This window comes from Sedimenticola thiotaurini (assembly GCF_001007875.1).
GTDB classification, from domain to species: domain Bacteria; phylum Pseudomonadota; class Gammaproteobacteria; order Chromatiales; family Chromatiaceae; genus Sedimenticola; species Sedimenticola thiotaurini.
Genome location: NZ_CP011412.1, coordinates 3,319,325 through 3,338,644 on the forward strand (window position 1 = coordinate 3,319,325; position 19,320 = coordinate 3,338,644).

Annotated in this window: 20 protein-coding genes and 1 pseudogene; 14 read left to right on the forward strand and 7 right to left on the reverse strand. The window is 54.2% G+C overall.

What is annotated here, in order from left to right:
• Positions 1-22 precede the first annotated feature (22 nt).
• From hisH to tatC, 7 genes are all read left to right on the forward strand, one after another.
• Positions 23-664: an imidazole glycerol phosphate synthase subunit HisH gene (hisH, locus tag AAY24_RS15300; RefSeq protein WP_046860418.1), complete on the forward strand. Its 642-nt coding sequence runs from the start codon at positions 23-25 to the stop codon at positions 662-664.
• A 45-nt stretch (positions 665-709) separates the two neighbouring features.
• Positions 710-1,447: a 1-(5-phosphoribosyl)-5-[(5-phosphoribosylamino)methylideneamino]imidazole-4-carboxamide isomerase gene (gene hisA, locus AAY24_RS15305; protein ID WP_046860419.1), complete on the forward strand. Its 738-nt coding sequence runs from the start codon at positions 710-712 to the stop codon at positions 1,445-1,447.
• A 31-nt stretch (positions 1,448-1,478) separates the two neighbouring features.
• Positions 1,479-2,249 carry an imidazole glycerol phosphate synthase subunit HisF gene (gene hisF, locus AAY24_RS15310; protein WP_046860420.1) on the forward strand — a complete coding sequence of 257 codons (771 nt, stop codon included), beginning with the start codon at positions 1,479-1,481 and terminating at the stop codon, positions 2,247-2,249.
• Positions 2,246-2,563, forward strand: coding sequence for a phosphoribosyl-ATP diphosphatase (locus AAY24_RS15315; protein ID WP_046860421.1), 318 nt, complete (start codon positions 2,246-2,248; stop codon positions 2,561-2,563). The genes hisF and AAY24_RS15315 overlap by 4 nt, the downstream gene beginning before the upstream one ends.
• Positions 2,564-2,716: 153 nt before the next feature.
• Positions 2,717-2,965: a Sec-independent protein translocase subunit TatA gene (tatA, locus tag AAY24_RS15320; protein ID WP_046860422.1), complete on the forward strand. Its 249-nt coding sequence runs from the start codon at positions 2,717-2,719 to the stop codon at positions 2,963-2,965.
• 39 nt (positions 2,966-3,004) lie between these two features.
• Complete coding sequence (gene tatB, locus AAY24_RS15325) at positions 3,005-3,358, forward strand: Sec-independent protein translocase protein TatB (RefSeq protein WP_046860423.1); 354 nt, start codon at positions 3,005-3,007, stop codon at positions 3,356-3,358.
• Positions 3,359-3,376: 18 nt separating this feature from the next.
• Entirely contained in the window at positions 3,377-4,579 is a 1,203-nt protein-coding gene (tatC, locus tag AAY24_RS15330; RefSeq protein ID WP_046860424.1) for a twin-arginine translocase subunit TatC, read from the forward strand.
• A 245-nt stretch (positions 4,580-4,824) separates the two neighbouring features.
• Here tatC and AAY24_RS15335 read toward each other — a convergent pair whose 3' ends face one another.
• A complete protein-coding gene (locus AAY24_RS15335) occupies positions 4,825-5,163 on the reverse strand; it encodes a pentapeptide repeat-containing protein (protein WP_046860425.1) in 339 nt (112 codons plus the stop codon).
• A 157-nt stretch (positions 5,164-5,320) separates the two neighbouring features.
• Here AAY24_RS15335 and AAY24_RS15340 point away from each other — a divergent pair, with 157 nt between their 5' ends.
• Positions 5,321-5,728 carry a hypothetical protein gene (locus tag AAY24_RS15340; RefSeq protein ID WP_046860426.1) on the forward strand — a complete coding sequence of 136 codons (408 nt, stop codon included), beginning with the start codon at positions 5,321-5,323 and terminating at the stop codon, positions 5,726-5,728.
• A 35-nt stretch (positions 5,729-5,763) separates the two neighbouring features.
• Here AAY24_RS15340 and AAY24_RS15345 read toward each other — a convergent pair whose 3' ends face one another.
• The 4 genes from AAY24_RS15345 to AAY24_RS15360 all read right to left on the reverse strand — a co-directional run bounded on the left by AAY24_RS15345 (position 5,764) and on the right by AAY24_RS15360 (position 13,453).
• Positions 5,764-7,509 carry a GGDEF domain-containing protein gene (locus tag AAY24_RS15345; RefSeq protein WP_046860427.1) on the reverse strand — a complete coding sequence of 582 codons (1,746 nt, stop codon included), beginning with the start codon at positions 7,507-7,509 and terminating at the stop codon, positions 5,764-5,766.
• 102 nt (positions 7,510-7,611) lie between these two features.
• On the reverse strand, positions 7,612-8,619 hold the full coding sequence (locus AAY24_RS15350; protein WP_046860428.1) for a dihydroorotate dehydrogenase-like protein: 1,008 nt from the start codon (positions 8,617-8,619) through the stop codon (positions 7,612-7,614).
• Between the two features lie 2 nt (positions 8,620-8,621).
• The gene (gene nifJ / locus AAY24_RS15355) at positions 8,622-12,221 is read right to left on the reverse strand and encodes a pyruvate:ferredoxin (flavodoxin) oxidoreductase (protein WP_046860429.1); all 3,600 of its coding nucleotides are present in this window, start codon (positions 12,219-12,221) and stop codon (positions 8,622-8,624) included.
• Positions 12,222-12,401: 180 nt separating this feature from the next.
• A protein-coding gene (locus AAY24_RS15360; RefSeq protein ID WP_199930397.1) for an IS3 family transposase occupies positions 12,402-13,453 on the reverse strand; the annotation gives its coding sequence in 2 pieces (ribosomal slippage) (positions 12,402-13,198 and positions 13,198-13,453; 1,053 coding nt in all).
• A 522-nt stretch (positions 13,454-13,975) separates the two neighbouring features.
• On the opposite strand from AAY24_RS15360, the gene AAY24_RS19635 reads away from it, so the two are divergent.
• Positions 13,976-14,575 (forward strand): RHS repeat-associated core domain-containing protein, encoded by a 600-nt coding sequence (locus AAY24_RS19635; RefSeq protein ID WP_335337178.1) that lies wholly within the window; start codon positions 13,976-13,978, stop codon positions 14,573-14,575.
• Positions 14,572-15,030, forward strand: a complete 459-nt coding sequence (locus AAY24_RS15375) for a hypothetical protein (protein WP_046860432.1) — start codon at positions 14,572-14,574, stop codon at positions 15,028-15,030. The genes AAY24_RS19635 and AAY24_RS15375 overlap by 4 nt, the downstream gene beginning before the upstream one ends.
• 255 nt (positions 15,031-15,285) lie before the next feature.
• On the opposite strand, the gene AAY24_RS18990 is transcribed toward AAY24_RS15375, so the two are convergent.
• Entirely contained in the window at positions 15,286-15,432 is a 147-nt protein-coding gene (locus AAY24_RS18990; RefSeq protein ID WP_234422185.1) for a hypothetical protein, read from the reverse strand.
• Between the two features lie 63 nt (positions 15,433-15,495).
• Between AAY24_RS18990 and AAY24_RS19640 the strand changes: the two are divergent.
• Positions 15,496-15,681: pseudogene (locus AAY24_RS19640) on the forward strand (RHS repeat-associated core domain-containing protein); the annotation flags it as partial.
• 87 nt (positions 15,682-15,768) lie between these two features.
• Positions 15,769-16,119: a hypothetical protein gene (locus tag AAY24_RS19495; protein ID WP_234422308.1), complete on the forward strand. Its 351-nt coding sequence runs from the start codon at positions 15,769-15,771 to the stop codon at positions 16,117-16,119.
• A gap of 1,207 nt (positions 16,120-17,326) precedes the next feature.
• Here AAY24_RS19495 and AAY24_RS15390 read toward each other — a convergent pair.
• Positions 17,327-17,473: a hypothetical protein gene (locus AAY24_RS15390; RefSeq protein ID WP_234422185.1), complete on the reverse strand. Its 147-nt coding sequence runs from the start codon at positions 17,471-17,473 to the stop codon at positions 17,327-17,329.
• A 96-nt stretch (positions 17,474-17,569) separates the two neighbouring features.
• On the opposite strand from AAY24_RS15390, the gene AAY24_RS19595 reads away from it, so the two are divergent.
• The gene (locus tag AAY24_RS19595; protein WP_269465310.1) at positions 17,570-18,214 is read left to right on the forward strand and encodes an RHS repeat-associated core domain-containing protein; all 645 of its coding nucleotides are present in this window, start codon (positions 17,570-17,572) and stop codon (positions 18,212-18,214) included.
• A gap of 26 nt (positions 18,215-18,240) precedes the next feature.
• A complete protein-coding gene (locus tag AAY24_RS19280; protein ID WP_199930399.1) occupies positions 18,241-18,984 on the forward strand; it encodes a tetratricopeptide repeat protein in 744 nt (247 codons plus the stop codon).
• Positions 18,985-19,320 lie beyond the last annotated feature (336 nt).

The following is a 19,320-nucleotide window of genomic DNA, read 5'->3' on the forward strand; positions in this document are numbered from 1 at the left end:
TATCTGCTGGCAGTTTTAAGTTATGTCGAAAACCATTGCAGTCATTGATTATGGCATGGGCAATCTGCGCTCTGTCTCCAAGGCGATCGAGCATGTAGCCGGCGCTGATGCCCGGGTTCTGGTGACCGATGATCCGGTACTGATCCAGCAGGCGGACCGGGTGGTATTTCCGGGGCAGGGCGCGGCCCGGGACTGCATGGCGGCGATCTCCAGCCATCATCTGAATCAGGCGGTGCTGGAAGCGGCCAAAAACAAACCCTTTCTCGGCATCTGCATGGGTATGCAGGTGCTGATGAGCTTCAGTGAAGAGAACCAGGGCACGCCGTTGATGGAGCTGTTTCCCGGGCAGGTCCGGCACTTTCCCGAGTCCCGGGATGCCGAGGGGAAGCGTCTGAAAATCCCCCAGATGGGCTGGAACCAGGTTATCCAGGCTAAAGCTCACCCACTCTGGGAAGGTATTGAGGACCAGACCCGGTTCTACTTTGTACACAGCTATTACGTGGATCCGGAAGAGCCGGACCTGGTAGCGGGCACCACCGACTACGGTATCTCCTTTACCAGTGTGATTGCCCGGGACAACCTGTTTGCTACCCAGTTTCACCCGGAAAAGAGCGCCGATGCCGGCCTGCGGCTGCTGGCCAACTTCATTAACTGGAAACCCTGAGGGCAACGCCTGTTGTCATTAATTTCGCTACTTTAGGAACTGAACGTGTTACTGATACCCGCAATTGATCTGAAAGATGGCCGCTGTGTCCGGCTGCGCCAGGGTCGTATGGATGATGAGACTATCTTTTCCGATGACCCGGTCGAGGTGGCCGGTCGCTGGGTCGAGGCGGGTGCCCGTCGGCTGCACCTGGTGGACCTGAACGGCGCCTTTGCCGGTGAGCCGGTCAATGGTGAGGTGATTCGGGCGATCGCCCGGGCCTATCCCGATCTGCCGATTCAGGTGGGCGGCGGTATCCGCGACGAGCAGACTATCCAGGCCTATCTGGATGCCGGGGTCAGCTTTGTCATTATCGGTACCCAGGCGGTCAAGGAGCCGGCCTTTGTGGGTCGTGCCTGTAGTGCCTTTCCCGGTCATGTGATCGTTGGACTGGATGCGAAGGATGGAATGGTGGCGATTGATGGCTGGGCCACGGTGACCGATCAGGAGGTGACCGAATTGTCACGTCGCTTCGAGCAGGACGGGGTCTCTGCCATCGTCTATACCGATATCGGCCGGGACGGCATGCTCACCGGCCCCAACGTGACCGCCACCGCCGCCCTGGCCAACGCGGTCAACATCCCCATTGTTGCCTCTGGTGGCATCACTGACATTGGGGATATCGAAGCGCTGTGCCAGGCAGATACCCGTAACATCATGGGGGCGATCACCGGACGGGCCATCTACGAGGGTACCCTGGATTTTGCCGCTGGACAGTCACTGGCGGATCGGCTCAGCGCCTGAACGCCGGGAACAACTACAGAGATCAGACAAGATGCTGGCCAAGAGAATCATACCCTGCCTGGATGTGGACGCCGGACGCGTGGTGAAAGGCGTCAAGTTTGTGGATATCCGCGATGCCGGTGATCCGGTGGAGGTGGCGCGCCGCTACAACAGCGAGGGGGCCGACGAGATCACCTTCCTGGATATTACCGCCAGCTCCGATGACCGGGAGACCATCGTGCATGTGGTGGAGCAGGTGGCCAGTGAGGTGTTTATCCCGCTCACTGTGGGCGGCGGTATCCGCACTACGGAAGATGTGCGCCGCATGCTCAATGCCGGGGCCGACAAGGTGGCCATCAATACCGCCGCCGTGTTCAATCCGGAGTTCGTCCGGGAGGCCACCAGCCGGTTCGGTTCCCAGTGCATCGTGGTGGCCATCGATGCCAAGCGCACCAGTGGCGAGGGGGAACCCGCCAAGTGGGAGATTTTTACCCATGGCGGGCGCAAGCCGACCGGCCTGGATGCCATCGACTGGGCGCGTAAGATGGTCGATTACGGCGCCGGCGAGATATTGCTGACCAGCATGGACCGGGATGGCACCCGGATCGGTTTCGACCTGGAACTGACCCGCGCCATCAGTGATGCCGTGAGCGTACCGGTGATCGCCTCCGGCGGCGTGGGCAATCTGCAGCATCTGGTGGATGGTGTAGCCCAGGGCGGGGCGGACGCGGTGCTCGCCGCGAGCATCTTCCATTTTGCCGAATACAGTATTGAACAGGCCAAGCGGTTCATGGCCGACCAGGGTGTGGAGGTGCGGTTGTGAGTGAAGTGCTGGAGCGGTTGGGCGAGGTGCTGGAGGCGCGCAAGAATGCCGATCCCGAGTCATCCTACGTAGCCAAGCTGTATGACAAGGGGCTGGACGCCATTCTGAAAAAGATCGGCGAGGAAGCCACCGAAACAGTGATGGCCGCCAAGGATGGTGTACCGGAAAAGATTATTTACGAAACGGCTGATCTCTGGTTTCACAGCCTGGTGCTGCTGGCCCATCAGGGGCTTAAACCCCAGGATGTGCTGGATGAACTGGATCGTCGATTCGGCCTCTCGGGGTTGGAGGAGAAAGCCCGGCGTGATCGGTGAGCAGGGTGGTTAAAAACCCTGCGCCTGAACGCTTTTTCAGTTATTATCACCCACTCTCTCCCGGTGTATCAGTATTCGCTGGCTGGAGTGGTAATCTCGGTAGGCCATGCGTTCGATCCGAATCAGGCCGTTGTTATATGTGTGGAGAATATTATGGGTTTTGGCGGAATCAGTATCTGGCAGTTGTTGATTGTCCTGGTAATTGTCCTGTTGCTGTTTGGAACCAAGCGACTTAAGAATATCGGCTCCGACCTCGGGAATGCGGTTAAAGGCTTCAAAGGCGCCATGAAGGACGAAAACAAGAGTGATGACAGTGCCCGGCTGGAACAGGCGGAAGAAGAGAAAATTATCGAAGGCGAGGTGACCAAGAAGGAAGAGCCTTCCAACAGCAAAAACTCCTGAACTGCCGGTCCGGTTAACAGATTGTCAGGTTTTTAAACTATGTTTGATATCGGCTTCTGGGAGTTGACGATCATTGCACTGGTGGCGCTGGTGGTGGTTGGGCCGGAGCGCCTGCCGAAACTGGCCTATACCGCTGGTAAGTGGTTGGGTAAGGGACGCAAGGTGATACAGCAGGTTAAAACCGAAATCGACAAGGAGATCAAGGCGGAGGAGCTGAAGGAGATTCTTGCCGAGCAGAAAAAACAGCTCGATCCACTGGAAGAGATTGTGGAGGAGACCGGCGAAACCCTGCGGGATTTTACTGCTGAAGCCCAAAAGACGGTGCGCGAGGCTGAACGTGATTCCGCAGATGCCGATACCAAACCGAAGCAATCGGTTGATTCCACCAAATAGCCGCAACGAACCTACCCCATGACGACAGATAACCAAGGGGAAGATGCCCTGACAGAACAGCCCTTTGTTTCCCACCTGCTGGAGTTGCGCGATCGACTGCTGCGGGCGCTGATCGCCGTCGGTATCATTTTTGCCGGGTTGTTCCCTTTCAGTAATGACATTTACCAGATGGTGGCCGGGCCCCTGATGGCCCATTTGCCGGAAGGTTCGTCCATGATCGCCACCGAGGTGGCATCGCCCTTCCTGACGCCGTTCAAACTGACCCTGATGTCGTCGATTTTTATCGGCATGCCGTTTATTCTCTACCAGATGTGGGCCTTCATCGCGCCGGGGCTCTACAAGCATGAAAAGCGGCTGATGATCCCCCTGGTCGCTTCCAGTGCCCTGCTGTTCTATATCGGGGTCATGTTCGCCTACTTTGTGGTCTTCCCGCTGGTATTCGCGTTCATGGCCAGTACCACACCGGAGGGTGTGGTGATGGCGACCGATATCGCCAAGTATCTCGATTTCGTGCTCAGTCTGTTTTTTGCTTTCGGTATCGCTTTCGAAGTGCCGATCGCCACCATTATTCTGGTCTCCATGGGCATGACGACGCCGGAGAGCCTGGTACAGAAACGGCCCTATATCATCGTCGGCGCCTTCGCCCTGGGGATGCTGCTGACTCCGCCGGATGTTATCTCCCAGACGTTGCTGGCGTTGCCGATGTGGTTGCTGTTTGAGATTGGCGTATTCTTCTCCCGCATTATCAAGCGTGACAAGGAGCGGCGTGAACAGGCGGAAGCGGCCGGTGATGAGGACGCTGCCGCCGGTGTGGATGATACCCCGCCGTCTGGCCCCGACAAATCGGGTCCAGGTGCTGCTGCTGCGGTGGCAGGTGTTGATCCGGCGTTTGATATGGTGGAAGACCCCTCCGATCCTGAGCGCTTCGAGCCTTTGACAGAAGAGGAGCTGGAGGCGGAGCTGGATATCATTGAGGCTGCCGAGGAAGCGGAGCAGGAACCGGAAGCGGCGGATGATCAGGCAGATCATGACCCGGAAGTGGCGGATCAGGCAGATCATGACCCGGCGATCGATGAGAAGTTGCGGCGGGTGCAGCAGTTGCGTGACCAGGATGAACCGGTGAAGGCACGCGGATTACTCTATGAGATCCTCGGCGAAGCGGGACCGGAACAGGCCAAGGTGGCCCGGAATATTCTCGCCCAGTTAGATGAGGATTATTGAGGGGCATCACCCCCTGTTGCAAACCTCTGCTGGACCCCGTCGGGATAGCCCCTTCATCACCGGGAGCAGTGATCTGGAACGGCGCGTCCTGGGTTGGCGGACCTCCTGCTGACAGACAAGGGAGAACCGCTGGCGCGGATCACCGGCCCATCAATCAGCACCTCCTGCGTCGCCCTAACTGTTCAATATACCCGGTTCCGTTCGCTTGGCTGAACGGCGTCACCAGGGTATGCCGGCCGGGTTGCCTAGCGGTAGCGCAAACGGGTGCCGTGCACCAGGGACAGGGTGATCTCATCCGCTGTCAGTTGTAAGGGGAACAGGGTGCCGGAGATTTTTGCACCACTGATACTGGCTCCGTTGAGGTTGGTCTGGGAGAGATCCACCCCGCGCAGGTCTGCCTGGCGCAGGTAGGCGTCCCGCATGTCCAGATCCTTTGCGTCCAGGTTACGCAGGTCCAGTGAGCGCAGATCCGCACCCCGCAGGTCGCAGGCTACGCCGGATTGGCGGCGTTGATTGAACTCCTCGATACGTCCCTCGCGAAGCAGCAGATAGAGTGGGTCATCTTTAATGGTTGGTGTGGCCATACGTTTTTTATTCTGTCCTTTGTGATGGATAATGGTGCCGGGGCGGGAGCGCCCCTGCCTGCGGCAGCGGTAATGATTATAGCCAGAGAGTCCTTTTCCTGCGAATCGCTTTAATCTGTAGCCGCTATAATGCAAAAACCAACAGGGATTTGGCGTTATGAAGATTTTTATACCCCGGTTATCCAGTAGCACCACCAGTCGGGAGTTAAAACGCCTGATTGACGATCTGCTGAAACGGCGGTTTCACTTCCCGTTTACCCGCTGGCCCGTGGTGGGCAGTTGTGAGGTGCTCCAGTTTCGGGACGGGGAGGGTGTGGTTGAGTACCACGGTCTGGTCTCCATACATCCTGATGAAGCGGGGAGTTGGTTGATTGACCATTTCCGGGAACAACGCCTGCATGGACAGCGTCTCACCGCCCGGAAGTTCATGGAGCGCCGTTCCGGTGGTCGGGCGAAGGGCCCGCGCAAGGAGCGCCGGCGGGCACATCTTAAAATCCGCCGGGTCAGCTCCTCCAGTCCGACGCTGCGGGGTATTGATCAGCAACTCGGCCGCGAAGATGCCTGAACCTGAAGTTCGGGGGCAGAGGCATGGTGCGATCATTATCTGTTGATCGGGGGAGGGGGCATCCGTTCCGGTTGTTTGCGCTGCGTCTCGGATGAACGGAAACAGTTGCGCCCGGCTGCCTTGGCGGCATACAGCGCCTGGTCGGCCTGATGCAGTAGGCTGTCCAGCGGTTCGTCCGCTCGTGACAGATGCCCACCGATACTGGCGCTCATGTGGATACTCTCCCCGCTGGGCGCTTTCACCTGGCGATTGGCGGCGATCCGCTGACAGATCCGGTTGCCGATGTTGTGCAGGGTTTCCCAATCCGCCGGTTGGATCAGTATCAGGAATTCATCACCACCCCAACGGGACGCCACATCATAGGGACGCAGGGTGTCGTGAATGACGTCTGCTACAGTTTTCAGCGCCTGGTCGCCGACTGCATGACCATAGGTGTCGTTAATCTGCTTGAACCAGTCCACATCCAGCCAGAGCAGGCCCACATGATTGGGTTCACGCTGCAGGCGTTGCAGTTCCGACTCTATGCGTTCGGTCATGCCGCGCCGGTTCAACAGCCCGGTCAGCGGATCCACTTTGGCCAGTTGCTCCAGGGCCAGGGTCCGCTCCTGTACCTTGCTCTCCAGCTCATGGCGGGACTGGCTGACGGTGTGTGCCATGTGGATAAAACGCTTCATCAGTCGCCGCACCTCCCCCGTGCCCATGTGTCCCAGCTGCTCCGGAACATCCTCGCCCGCTTCGACCCGGGTCATGGCCCGGTCCAGCTGACCAAGCGGCGTCAGTACCTGGTGGTTGAGGAACAGGTTGAGCAGAAACAGCGCACCCAGCAGGGTGGCGGCGTACACCAGCAGCAGACCGCTGAACTGACTCAGCGGGAGCACCACGTCCAGGTCCATCAGGGTGATCTCATACCAGCCGATCTCCGGCAGATAGGTGACCCCGGCTAGATGCCGCTTGCCGTTGACGCTGACAAACTCGGTGATCACCGTCTGTCGAAGGTCTTCCAGCGCTTTCATGGCGGCCAGGATCGCCTTCCGGTCCGCGTCCTGATCGAACAGCAGATCAAGCGTGTTCTGTTCCGCGGATTGTTTGCTGATTGAACCGAAATCGATCAGTGATTCGTTGCGGTGAACCTGGATTGCACCGGCGTGATCCACAAACAGGCTGGTGACCCCCGGAACCCCCTCTTCCACCACATTGCGTATAAAACTGGTCAGATCCAGTCCGGTTCCGGCGATGCCCAGGATGTCGTTACCGTCCCGGATCAGCACGTCAATCCAGAGCTTGGTGATGCCCAGTTCCGGGTCAGGGTTCACATTGATATGCAGATCCCGTCCCTGTCCGATCAGGTTATAGAACCAGGCGTCCTTGGGCTTTTGTGGATCGAGAATGTAACGAAACTCCCGGCCGCCATACTCATTATCGGCATTGTTATAGTAGTAGTGCCCATTCCCCAATAGCCCGACAAAGTAGTTCCTGCCCTGGAAATTGAGACGGAAACTCTCCATTTCGGCAACGGCCCGGCGGGTGCTCTCCGGGTCGGCCGGCTGCCTCGCCCACTCCCGAATATACTGGGAGTTGGCCAGTTGCCGCGCCAGCGCCACTTCCCGGAGTATGGGTTGCAGGGTGCGGCTCTTGTCGTACAGGACCTGTTTCTCGGCATAGCGCATCGCCCACTGTTCGACAATATCTTCCGCCATGGTGCGAACCGACCACCAGACAGCTGCGGCCGAGACGGCAATCAGCAGCAGGGTGACCAGGAGGAAGCGTGATTTCAGATTCATGTCAAAAAACAGGTCCTGTAACGGCGTGGCTCAGACCTTGGACTGCTTCGGGGGCGTTGCGTTCCGGCTTCTGGCTGCATGATTGGTCACTTCGGCGTCTGCTCAATGTCCCTGCCGTAGTGGTGTGTAACTATCCAGCAGTTGCAGATAGTTGGCCCGGGCGTAGGCGGAGGCGTCTCCGTTATGCCGCTGGCTGAGGGTGCCCTTGAGCTGTTCGATCGACTCGTAGGGGCTCTCCTCCAACCACGCTTCAATGCCGCGCAGGATTTCGGCCACTCTGCCGGGACCATGCTTTAGCAGGGCGCTGCACAGATGTACCACGTCGGCGCCGGCCAATAGCATCTTCAGTGCATCCTCGTGATTGTGTATCCCGCCGGTGGCCGCCAGGGTCAGTTTGACCCGGCCGTGCAGGATGGCGATCCAGCGCAGCGCCAGTAACGCCTCGGCGGAGTTTGACAGGTGCAGCTGGGGCGCCACCCGCAGGCTGTCGATATCGATATCGGGCTGGTAGAAGCGATTGAACAGGCTGACCCCCGCAGCGCCCACCCGTTCCAGATGGGCGACGATATTGGTAACCGAGCTGAATTGAGGCGACAGTTTCATGGCAATGGGCAGGGTGACATGCTGACGCAGTTCATGCAGCAGGTCGATATAACGTCGCTCCACCTCCGACCCGCTGATCTGCATATCACCGGCGATATAGTAGACATTCAGCTCCAGGGCATCGGCGCCGGCCTCCTGCAGCGCTTTGCCGTGCTCGATCCAGCCCCCGGGCGTGATGCCATTGAGGCTGGCGATGACGGGAATCTCCAGGCTCTGCTTGAGTCGCTGCAACTGTTCCAGGTAGTGCTCCAGCCGGGAGGGCAGGGCGGCGTGCATCGGCAGGAAACTGCTGGCTTCGCCATGGCCCAGGGCCTGATTTTGCAGATAGCCGTCCATCACCTCCTGGTCGTGTTGTAACTCCTCTTCAAACAGGGAATACATAATCAGGGCGGCGGCCCCTGCATCCTCCAGTCGTTTGGCGGTGTCGAGGTTGCGCGACAACGGGGATGAGGAGGGCACCAGGGGATTTTTTAGCGGCAGGCCAAGATAGGTGGTACGCAGGTCCATGGTCACTCCTTTGTTCCATTGGGTTCAGCGTCAGACGGATTCGCGTAACTGAGTTCCGCCAGTTGCCGATAGTGCCGGAAGTTGTTGAGGGCGTGTTTTTGTGCCGCGCCAAGATACTGTTCGGCCATCTCCGGATGGCTGCGCCACAGCATGCTGAAGCGCGTCTCCTGGCTGACGAAATCCCGATAGGCGATGGATGGCTCTTTGCAGTCGAGTTGCAGCGGATTCTCCTGTTGAGCAACACGGCGCGGATCGTAGCGGAACAGCGGCCAGTGACCACTGCGTACGGCCCGATCCTGCATAGCGTGATTGTGCACCATGTCGGTACCCCAGGCGGTACAGGGACTGTAGGCAATGATCAACGAGACGCCGGGCCAGGATTCCGCCTCCGCGAAGGCCTTCAGGGTCTGTACGTCCTTGGCGCCGTAGGCGACCTGGGCCACGTACACGTCACCATAGGCCATGGCGATCATGGCCAGATCCTTTTTTGCTGTCGGTTTGCCGCCGGCGGAGAACTTGGCGACCGCGCCACGCGGTGTCGCCTTGGAGGTCTGGCCGCCGGTATTGGAATAGACCTCGGTATCCAGCACCAGGATGTTGACGTTGCGCCCGGATGATAATACGTGGTCCAGTCCGCCGAAACCGATGTCATAGGCCCAACCGTCGCCACCGACGATCCAGACGCTGCGCCTGATCAGGCTGTCGGCCAGGCTCTCCAGTTGCCGTGCCTCCGGTTGGTCGAGTGGTTGCAGCTGGGCGCGCAGGGCGCTGACCCGTTCGCGCTGTACCTGGATCTGCGCCTCATCCTGCTGCGCGTTGGACAGCAGCTGGGTCACCAGATCGTTGTCGATCCGGGGAGCCAGCGCCTCCAGCAGTTCGTTGGCGTGCTCCCGCTGCTTGTCGATGGCGATGCGCAGACCCAGGCCGAATTCGGCATTGTCCTCGAACAGCGAGTTGTTCCAGGCCGGGCCGCGACCCTGGGCATTTTGCGCCCAGGGGGTGGTGGGCAGGTTACCTCCGTAGATGGAGGAGCAGCCGGTGGCATTCGCCACCACCATGCGATCACCGAACAGTTGCGAGGCGAGTCGCAGGTAGGGGGTTTCACCACAACCGGAGCAGGCGCTGGAGAACTCGAACAGTGGTTGCAGCAGCATGGCGCTTTTCATCACCGTGCCGCGCACCTCGCGCCGGTCGAACTCCGGCAGGGAGAGGAAGTAGTCGAAATTGACCCGCTCCTGTTCCCGCAGCGGCGGCTGTGGTGCCATGTTGAGGGCCCGTCGGCCAGGGTGGGCCTTGTCCTTGACCGGGCAGATGTCCACACAGAGTCCGCAGCCGGTGCAGTCCTCCGGCGCCACCTGGTAGACGATATGGGCGCCGGCGGGAAACTCCTTGCCCTTAACCGGCATGTGCTTGAAGGTAGCCGGTGCGTCACTGGCCTGGTCCGGATCAAACAGCTTGCTGCGGATAGCGCTGTGGGGACAGACAAATGGGCACTTGCCGCAGGCGATGCAGAGCGTCTCGTCCCATACCGGGATCTCCCGGGCGATGTTGCGCTTCTCCCAGCGTGTGGTGCCGGTGGGCCAGGTGCCATCAGCGGGGAAGGCGCTGACCGGGAGCTGATTACCGTCGCCGGCGATCAGCCGGGCGGTCACCTGCTGGACGAACGGCGGGGCGTTGGCGGCGACCACCGGCGGCCGCTCAAACCGGGAGGTGACCTGGTCCGGTACCTGCACCTGATGCAGATTGGCCAGGGCGGCATCGATGGCCTTGAAGTTCAGCTCAACAATCTTGCTGCCCTTCTTGCCGTAGGTCTCCTCCACCGCATGCTTGATGGCTGCAATGGCCTGGTCCCGGGGCAGCAGGCCGGAGATGGCGAAGTGGCAGGTCTGCATGATGGTGTTGATGCGCTGCTGCATGCCACTCTCCTGGGCCACCCGGTAGGCATCGATGACGAAGAAGCGTATCTGTTTGTCGATAATCTGCTGCTGCATGGGTCGCGGCAGGGTGTCCCAGGCCTGTTCCGGCGCTGTGGCCGTATTGAGCAGGAACACGGCGCCCGGCGCAGCCCTCTCCAGCATGTCGTAGCGTTCCAGGAAGATGGTCTGGTGGCAGCCGACAAACTGCGCCTGGTTGCTGCCGATCAGATAGCTGGAGCGGATCGGCTGCTTGCCGAAGCGCAAGTGCGAAATGGTAACGGCGCCGGACTTCTTGGAGTCGTATTCAAAGTAACCCTGGGCATGCAGATCGGTGGTCGCGCCGATAATCTTGATGCTGTTTTTGTTGGCACTGACCGTGCCATCGGAGCCGAGTCCGTAGAACAGGGCGCAGTTAACCTCGCTGGCGGCGTCCGTGCGGAAATGCTCGTCCCATGTCAGACTGGTGTGACTGACATCGTCATGGATGCCGATGGTAAAGCCGTTTTTCGGCTGAGCGCTCTCCAGCTCATCGAATACCGCCTTGATCATGCCGGGGGTGAACTCCTTGGACGAGAGACCGTAGCGTCCGCCGATAACCCGGGGCATTTCATCAAAGGGTGACTCTCCGCTACAGCAGGCCTGGGCGATGGCGGTGAGAATATCCTTGTACAGCGGTTCACCGTCGGCCCCCGGTTCCTTGGTCCGGTCGAGCACGGCGATGCGGCGGGTGCTGGCCGGCAGGGCGGCGAGCAGGGCGGTGGGATCGAATGGACGGTAGAGCCGTACCTTGAGCAGGCCTACTTTTTCGCCCCGGGCCAGCAGGTGGTCGACCGTCTCGTGGGCCGCCTCGGCACCGGAGCCCATCAGTACCAGTACACGCTCGGCATCCGGGGCACCGACATAGTCGAACAGGTGGTAGTGCCGTCCGGTCAGCGCGGCGAAGCGATCCATGGCAGCCTGTACAATGCCAGGCATCTTTTGATAATGGAGATTGACGCTCTCCCGACCCTGGAAATAGGCATCGGGGTTCTGGGAGCTACCGCGCAGCACCGGATGTTCCGGGTTAAGGGCCCGTTCCCGGTGCGCCTGCACCCACTCGTCGCGGATCATCTCCCGTACGATGGCCGGATCAATGGTTTCTATTTTTGCCACTTCATGGGAGGTGCGGAAACCATCGAAGAAGTGCAGGATCGGCACCCGGCCCTCCAGGGTCGCCGCCTGGGCAATGAGCGCCATGTCCTGCGCCTCCTGTACCGAATTGGCACACAACAGGGCGAAACCGGTGCCACGGGTGGCCATCACATCACTGTGATCGCAGAAGATCGAGAGGGCCTGAACGGCCAGCGAACGGGCCGCCACATGCAGCACCATGGGGGTTAGTTCGCCGGCGATTTTATACATGTTGGGGATCATCAGCAGCAGGCCCTGGGAGGCGGTGAAGCTGGTGCAGAGTGCTCCGGCCTGCAGGGCACCGTGCAGCGCACCGGCGGCCCCTCCCTCGCTCTGCATCTCGATGATGCTGGGTACTGTCCCCCAGAGGTTCCTGCGTCCCTGGGCTGACCACTCATCCGCATGTTCGCCCATGGGCGAGGCAGGCGTAATGGGGTAGATAGCGATAACTTCGTTGGTCAGGTGGGCGATGGTGGCGGCGGCTTCGTTGCCGTCAATAGTGACCCGGCGTTGCATGCTGTCCTCCCTTTACTGACTGGGGCATATTCTCCGGCCTCGTCTCTAGCATAAACCAGAGCGGGATCCAGATCAGTAACTATATGCCGGAAACTTCCTGGGGTAGGTAATCCCCCCATTTTTAATGACGTTCAAAAGTAGAAGTCATACAGCTCGGGTTAACTTCTGAATCGGGGGTATTTAACCAAGTGCCATATTAGGCCGTTCGTTATTGTAGCTCCAGAGCCATTTCGTTGCTGTATCCTGGGCATGAGCAATGGACTCAAACAGATGCTGATCTAACCACTCATGCCTGACCGTCCGATTGAATCGTTCCACATAAGCATTCTGTTGTGGCTTGCCTGGCTGAATATACTGGAGCTGGGTACGCTGCTTGTCGGCCCCTTCCACCAGTCGACCGCTCAGATATTCTGGACCATTGTCGCACCGGATCGCCTTGGGCTTTCCTCGCCATTCGATAATCTGCTCGAGGCTCCGGATGACTCGCAACGCCGGGAGTGACAGATCCACTTCAATACCCAGCCCCTCCCGGTTGTAGTCATCGATCACATTGAAGGTGCGGAAGCTACGCCCATCTCTCAATTTGTCATGCATGAAGTCCATTGACCACATATCATTGATCTGGCGTGGCACGGCCAGTTCATCCGGCCTATCCCGCCTCAAGCGCCGTTTTGGCTTGATTCGCAGGTTGAGTTCCAACTCCCGGTAGACCCTGTACACACGCTTGTGATTGTAGCCATAGCCCTTCACATTGCGCAGATACAGAAAACAGAACCCGAAGCCCCAGGTCCGGTGAGTGGTCGTCAATCTCAGCAGCCAGTCCGCTATATGGGAATTTTCACCCGAAAGCTTGGCCTGGTATCGATAGCAGGTTTCACTGATACCGAACAGGCGGCAGGCCATACGGATCGAAATCTGTCGCTGTTCAACCGCTTGCCTGGCCATCTCCCTGCGGCGAGATGGCCTTACCACTTTTTTTCAAGCTCTTCCTGGATGATCTCTGCCTTCAGCCGCTCTTCAGCGTACATCTTCTTCAGGCGACGGTTCTCTTCTTCCAGTTCTTTCATGCGCTTCATCATCGAGACATCCATGCCCCCGTATTTGGAGCGCCAATTATAGAAGGTGGCGTCGCTCATCCCGTGTTTTCGGCAGAGTTCAGCAACTGGTATACCGTTCTCGGCTTCCTTCAGGATGCTGATGATCTGGGACTCACTGTAGCGGGATTTCTTCATGTAGATTCTCCTTCAATCTCTATATTGGAAAATTCTACTTATAAACGCCACTATTTTTCGGGGGGATTACCCTACCATCGGCCTTCACTAACGCAACAATCCAGTTTCTCGCCCTTTGATTTTCAGAGTCATCCCTGACTGGTGACTGCTTGAATTCTTCCAAAGATTGAGAATTTTTAGGAAGCAATCAATGGGGTCAGACTCGATTGATATTGATTGAAGCTTAATAAGCGGTAAAAAATACCCTCTAAGCCCTGCCATGCGGGGCTTTATTTTTGCTTATTCTGTCTGTTGAATGACGGTGTCCAGCATCTCCATCACAAACTTCTATTTGGTGCGGGGCAGCTGACTGATCTGTTCAATTTGGCGTTGCAGGGTTGGGGTTGGGCCGCGCTTACCTTTAGTGGCTGTTGGCTGTGTATCCATCAGATCTTCTATGGATACGGCTAGGGCCTTGGCTAGTTCAGGCAGCATAACAACGGCGCGACGGTGTGGGCGGGTGAGTACCGGGCGTTCGGGGAGGTGAGCGAAACCCAGCAGGCGTGGGCTAATCCGTTGCGGTTCCCGGGGCAGTATTATGATCAGGAGACGGGGACTTATTACAACTATTTTAGGGATTATGATCCGGCAATAGGCCGATATATGCAGGCGGATCCGATTGGGCTGAGGGGTGGGTTTAACACATATCTCTATGCTAATGCGAATTCTACTAGATTTTTCGATCCATATGGATTAGAAAAAATTGAGAGGCTGATATATGTGTTAAGTGTTGTTGAGTACTCTGGAGAGTTCAGGAATTATTCAGCGGGAGGAGGTGTGGAACCGGTCTATGATTATAAAATTTACGTAATGGTTGAAGAGACATGTAAAAGAAGGGTCGCGGGCGATCTTAGCGGCCCAATGGGAGGCTTCGAACCCTCTGTGGGTTTGCATTTTGACAAAGATGGGATTGCTGGCTCAACAGGAGTTAGTCATCTTTGGTACTACGCCACGCGTTTTGAGTTTTATAGTGAGGATGGATGTAATGAGGAATGCAAGCCCGAATTTTCTCGGGATGAATACAAGGAATACGATCTATTTAAATACATTCGCGATATTTCCTCTGGAATTGGCACAAAATGAATAGGCTAAAATTGCAATTAGGTTCACTGTTTATGCTGGTAATGGTTCAGGGCATTGCCGTTGGCTCTGAGTATGAGTTACTAGTCCAAGCTATTAATAGATACTATGCTTTTGAGAAAAATTCGCAATGGGACAAGGCATATAATGAAAGGGTAAGTGAATTTAGGGAGATTACCGAAAAAGAATACTATATTACCCGAATGGAACAAGATAGCTTGGGCTGGAAATTGATTGAGTGGGAGATATTAAAGGTAGAAAAGCTACAAAATTCAGAGACCATTGTAGTTATCGAGTTTGTCGAGCAAGCGCCTAATGTTTTTAAGGAAAAAATGAATCTAGAGAACAATAACACTATAACCTTTTCTGAACAAACTGTGTGGCAAAAGGAAAAAGATAGGTGGTTTTGTAGGGTGTGCGCTACTCGTTTTCACATGACATTAAATAGGGGTATTTAGCCAGCCAGGTAGGGTGCATTCCATGCACCACTTCCCCTGGATATTAATGTCTCACCGATCAATAAATAACTAAAGGGGACGTAACTATTTAGCCGGGATAGACCAGCCGTTCAATGGACTGAATGCCGTTACAGGAGAGTTATGGCAAGGAAAGCACGCGCAATCAATGGGGTCAGACTCGATTGATATTGATTGAAGCTTAATAAGCGGTAAAAAATACCCTCTAAGCCCTGCCATGCGGGGCTTTATTTTTGCTTATTCTGTCTGTTGAATGACGGTGTCCAGCATCTCCATCACAAACTTCTGTTTGGCGCGGGGCAGCTGACTGATCTGTTCAATTTGGCGTTGCAGGGTTGGGGTTGGGCCGCGCTTACCTTTAGTGGCTGTTGGCTGTGTATCCATAGAAGATCTGATGGATACGGCTAGGGCCTTGGCTAGTTCAGGCAGCATAGCAACGGCGCGACGGTGTGGGCCGGGGAGTACCGGGCGTTCGGCGAGGTTAATGAGACGAATCAGGCGTGGGCCAATCCGTTGCGGTTCCCGGGGCAGTATTATGATCAGGAGACGGGGGCCTATTACAACTACTATCGGACGTATGATCCATCCACTGGGAGGTACCTGGAATCCGACCCGATTGGATTGCGAGGCGGGTTGAATACTTATGCGTACGTTCGGGGAAACCCAATCAATGATATAGATCCGCTCGGTTTGAAAGGTATGAGGAGTTATTTAGCAGAATTGGCAAGAAAACTCGCCGAAGAAGCTACTGTAGAAATGGGTGCACAACAGGTTCAAGAGAATATGATAAATGATCTTCTTAACAATATTGCTAATCTAGAGAGGCAGATTGACTCAATAGCTGATGCTATGGATGCTGCGGAGACATCTAGATTAAATTGTGATAGACGTTGTATGGAAGAGAGGGAAAAGAACAAATGCTTCAATTTTGAAGACTGTTGGAGAAAGTGCTGGGAGGACTATAGGTCTATCATGGATGAGCTGACTTTAATACAAGATAGAAATCGTGATTTGCTCAAAAAGTACAAAATGGATCCTCTCTATATATTTAAATATGGAATGCAATGGTAAGCGAGGGTATCTCAAGTCGACGGTGCTTTTTGAATATTTTCTAAAATGTAAGATCAAAAATTATGAAAACTTGTTCTCGGTGTATCCTTAATGTCTTGGTCTCTTTATTAGTGTTTTTCTGCTATGGTACCGCATCAGGCGGGGGGAATGATGTCGCAGAGGAATTAATTCAGTCTGTTGTAAACAAATACAACAAATTGAGAACTTATAAAGACCAAGGAAGAGTTATAACTAGGTTTACTAAAAATGGTGTAGAGGAATTTGAGGAGCAGATAAAATTTCATACCCATATATTTAATCCCAATAAACTTAAATTGGAATGGGTAAAGTATCTTCCTGTTGTTAAACCTAGAGTGTCTGTTCTACTCGAGAACTCATGTGGTATTCATGCAATATCACCAAGTGGGCAGATCGAAAAATTCGATTCTTTAGATGGAGCCCTAACCGCACTGACTGGGGTGTCTGGCACTATACAAATATAACTCCTAGGCTAGTTCAGCTTGGCGGTGATCTTCGTTTGTCAAAACGTAATTTTAGAGCCAAATTGATAGAAAATAGGGCTGCTAATAAGGTTGGACTAAGTGTCGTGCGAATTATATATGACGATAATTTGACCGATGAATTTCATATTGATAAAAACAGGCTATTAATTAGGAAGATAAAAAGGAAACGAGTTGTTAATGGATCAAGCGTTGTGGAGTCCATAGTATTCGATGAGGTATCCACAAATGAAAGCATTGATCCAGAAGAATTTGATCCAAAGGATTTAGATTGCATGGAATAGCAGAAATAATCGAATCAAGAATAATTCTGAATAAAGTCCTTCTATGAGGGGCTTTTTGCTGCACTAAGGCAAGATTTTGGTCGTACTGCCATCTAAGGGAGAGCTGGTTGCTAACTGGTTGTAACAGAAGTGAAACGAAGTACGATTCACCAAATTTGATGCTGTTCTTCAGACTACAACTACTTTAGGACTTATGATCCAAGTACGGGTAGATATCTGGAATCTGATCCGGTTGAACTAAAGGGGACGTAACTATTTAGCCGGGATAGACCAGCCGTTCAATGGATTGAATGCTGTTACAGGAGAGTTATGGCAAGGAAAGCACGCGCAATCAATGGGGTCAGACTCGATTGATATTGATTGAAGCTTAATAAGCGGTAAAAAATACCCTCTAAGCCCTGCCATGCGGGGCTTTATTTTTGCTTATTCTGTCTGTTGAATGACGGTGTCCAGCATCTCCATCACAAACTTCTGTTTGGCGCGGGGCAGCTGACTGATCTGTTCAATTTGGCGTTGCAGGGTTGGGGTTGGGCCGCGCTTACCTTTAGTGGCTGTTGGCTGTGTATCCATCAGATCTTCTATGGATACGGCTAGGGCCTTGGCTAGTTCAGGCAGCATAGCAACGGCGCGACGGTGTGGGCCGGGGAGTGCCGGGCGTTCGGGGAGGTGAGCGAAACCCAGCAGGCGTGGGCCAATCCGTTGCGGTTCCCGGGGCAGTATTATGATCAGGAGACGGGGACTTATTACAACTACTATCGGACGTATGATCCATCTACCGGAAGATACCTGGAGTCGGATCCCATTGGCCTAAGAGGGGGGCTAAATATTTATGCTTATGCGGAAAATGATGCGTTGGGTCTAAATGATAATTATGGGCTTGCACCGAAAAGCTTTCTTGATGGGGCTTCAGATGGAACCCATATGATGCCAGGTTCCCCTATTCCTGGAAGCAAAGGAAGCAAAGGAAGCAAAGGAAGCAAAGGAAGCAAAGGAAGCAAAGCAGCAGATGTTTTGGGGTTGATTAACGATTCCCTCACGTTTCTTTGTGGATGGAAATCGGATAAACACTTAATCACGATACTTGAACAGATAAATAACGCAGCGGAAGAGGTTTCAAAATGTGAGGCCCTTTATTGGCAAATTGATTACCTAATTGGACCTTCTGGATGCAAATCGAATCATGTGCTGAGTGGGTTAAGTACCGACAAGAATCAAGCATGGAAGCCTATTATGTTCTCAGCTCCTTGGTATAATCATCCTAATAGACGTACTTGGGCATTTTACCGTGGGTCAACTCCGGGGAAGAAATAGCTATGTTGGTTTTTAGGTTCAAGCTTTTGACATATATTTCGCTAGCTGTTTTGTTATGGACTGTATTCAGCGTTTGCTATGCCTCTCCAGGATATGAATCACAGCCCTTGTGTGACAAGGGTAAAACAATAGTATCGCGTGAAGATCAACAAGTCATTCTGAAAAAAGTAAAAGCTATTTCTGATCCGATTTTGCGCTATCGTAGGTTATATGAATGTCATACTAGATTCGGCAATCATGAATTGGCCGCGGGTAACTTAGTTATGTTGCGTAAGTTAAATCCAAAAATTGAATTCATAAATTATTTTATTGCTAAAGCATATTATGAGGCGGGGAATGTTGACATAGCATACAACGCAGTACTCATAGCTATTGAAAGGTACGAATTTGATATAGACGTGCGCCTATTGCTAGGTCGAATTCTTACGCAGAAAGGACTATTGAATCAAGCAGGCAAGGTTTACGATGTTCTAAATCAACATTTAAAGGCTGTATATCCAGTTCAGCTTGAACCAAGAAAGGTGAGACTTTCACCAGAAGAAGAAGAATTTTATGTGGAGTACTCTATGTTAAATCTAAGAATGGATAAAGTTGAAGATGCAAGGCAGGTATTAATAGATGGTTTATCTAGAAATCCATCCTCAAGAAAGCTATTTGATTCAGCTGCTAAACAATCTAAAAATATGATAATTATTGGGCATGATACTAAGTTAAACTTAATGCCTTATTGCGCAAATATGCTAATTCGGTTATCTCCACACTGTCCTTAAGAAAATCCTGGCAAGACAAATAGCCGATCAATGGGGTCAGAGTCATTGATTGTTCTGCTTTATCAGATGCTGGTCGTGAAAGCACAACAAAAGGGTCAGGTCGTGAATTTTGAATCCTCTTAACTATAATCGACCCCCATGGCGAGGCCACTTCGAATAGCATTACCAAGCGCGCTCTATCACGTTACCTCCCGTGGTAATCAGCGCGAAGCTATTTATCTTTCAGACAGCCATAGGGATATCTAGCTGGAAGTGTTCGCAGAAGTATGTTGTCGGTTTAATTGGTCCTGTCACACGTATTGTCTGATGGATAATTATTACCACCTGCTGGTGGAG

Excerpts from the sequence above, each read along its gene's own strand:
- AAY24_RS15390 (WP_234422185.1), bottom strand. The coding sequence starts at position 17,473 with ATGGATACACAGCCAACAGCCACTAAAGGTAAGCGCGGCCCAACCCCA.
- tatA (WP_046860422.1), top strand. The coding sequence starts at position 2,717 with ATGGGTTTTGGCGGAATCAGTATCTGGCAGTTGTTGATTGTCCTGGTA.
- tatC (WP_046860424.1), top strand. The coding sequence starts at position 3,377 with ATGACGACAGATAACCAAGGGGAAGATGCCCTGACAGAACAGCCCTTT.
- AAY24_RS15335 (WP_046860425.1), bottom strand. The coding sequence starts at position 5,163 with ATGGCCACACCAACCATTAAAGATGACCCACTCTATCTGCTGCTTCGC.
- hisH (WP_046860418.1), top strand. The coding sequence starts at position 23 with ATGTCGAAAACCATTGCAGTCATTGATTATGGCATGGGCAATCTGCGC.
- nifJ (WP_046860429.1), bottom strand. The coding sequence starts at position 12,221 with ATGCAACGCCGGGTCACTATTGACGGCAACGAAGCCGCCGCCACCATC.
- hisF (WP_046860420.1), top strand. The coding sequence starts at position 1,479 with ATGCTGGCCAAGAGAATCATACCCTGCCTGGATGTGGACGCCGGACGC.
- AAY24_RS18990 (WP_234422185.1), bottom strand. The coding sequence starts at position 15,432 with ATGGATACACAGCCAACAGCCACTAAAGGTAAGCGCGGCCCAACCCCA.
- AAY24_RS15375 (WP_046860432.1), top strand. The coding sequence starts at position 14,572 with ATGAATAGGCTAAAATTGCAATTAGGTTCACTGTTTATGCTGGTAATG.
- AAY24_RS15350 (WP_046860428.1), bottom strand. The coding sequence starts at position 8,619 with ATGGACCTGCGTACCACCTATCTTGGCCTGCCGCTAAAAAATCCCCTG.
- tatB (WP_046860423.1), top strand. The coding sequence starts at position 3,005 with ATGTTTGATATCGGCTTCTGGGAGTTGACGATCATTGCACTGGTGGCG.
- AAY24_RS15340 (WP_046860426.1), top strand. The coding sequence starts at position 5,321 with ATGAAGATTTTTATACCCCGGTTATCCAGTAGCACCACCAGTCGGGAG.
- AAY24_RS15345 (WP_046860427.1), bottom strand. The coding sequence starts at position 7,509 with ATGAATCTGAAATCACGCTTCCTCCTGGTCACCCTGCTGCTGATTGCC.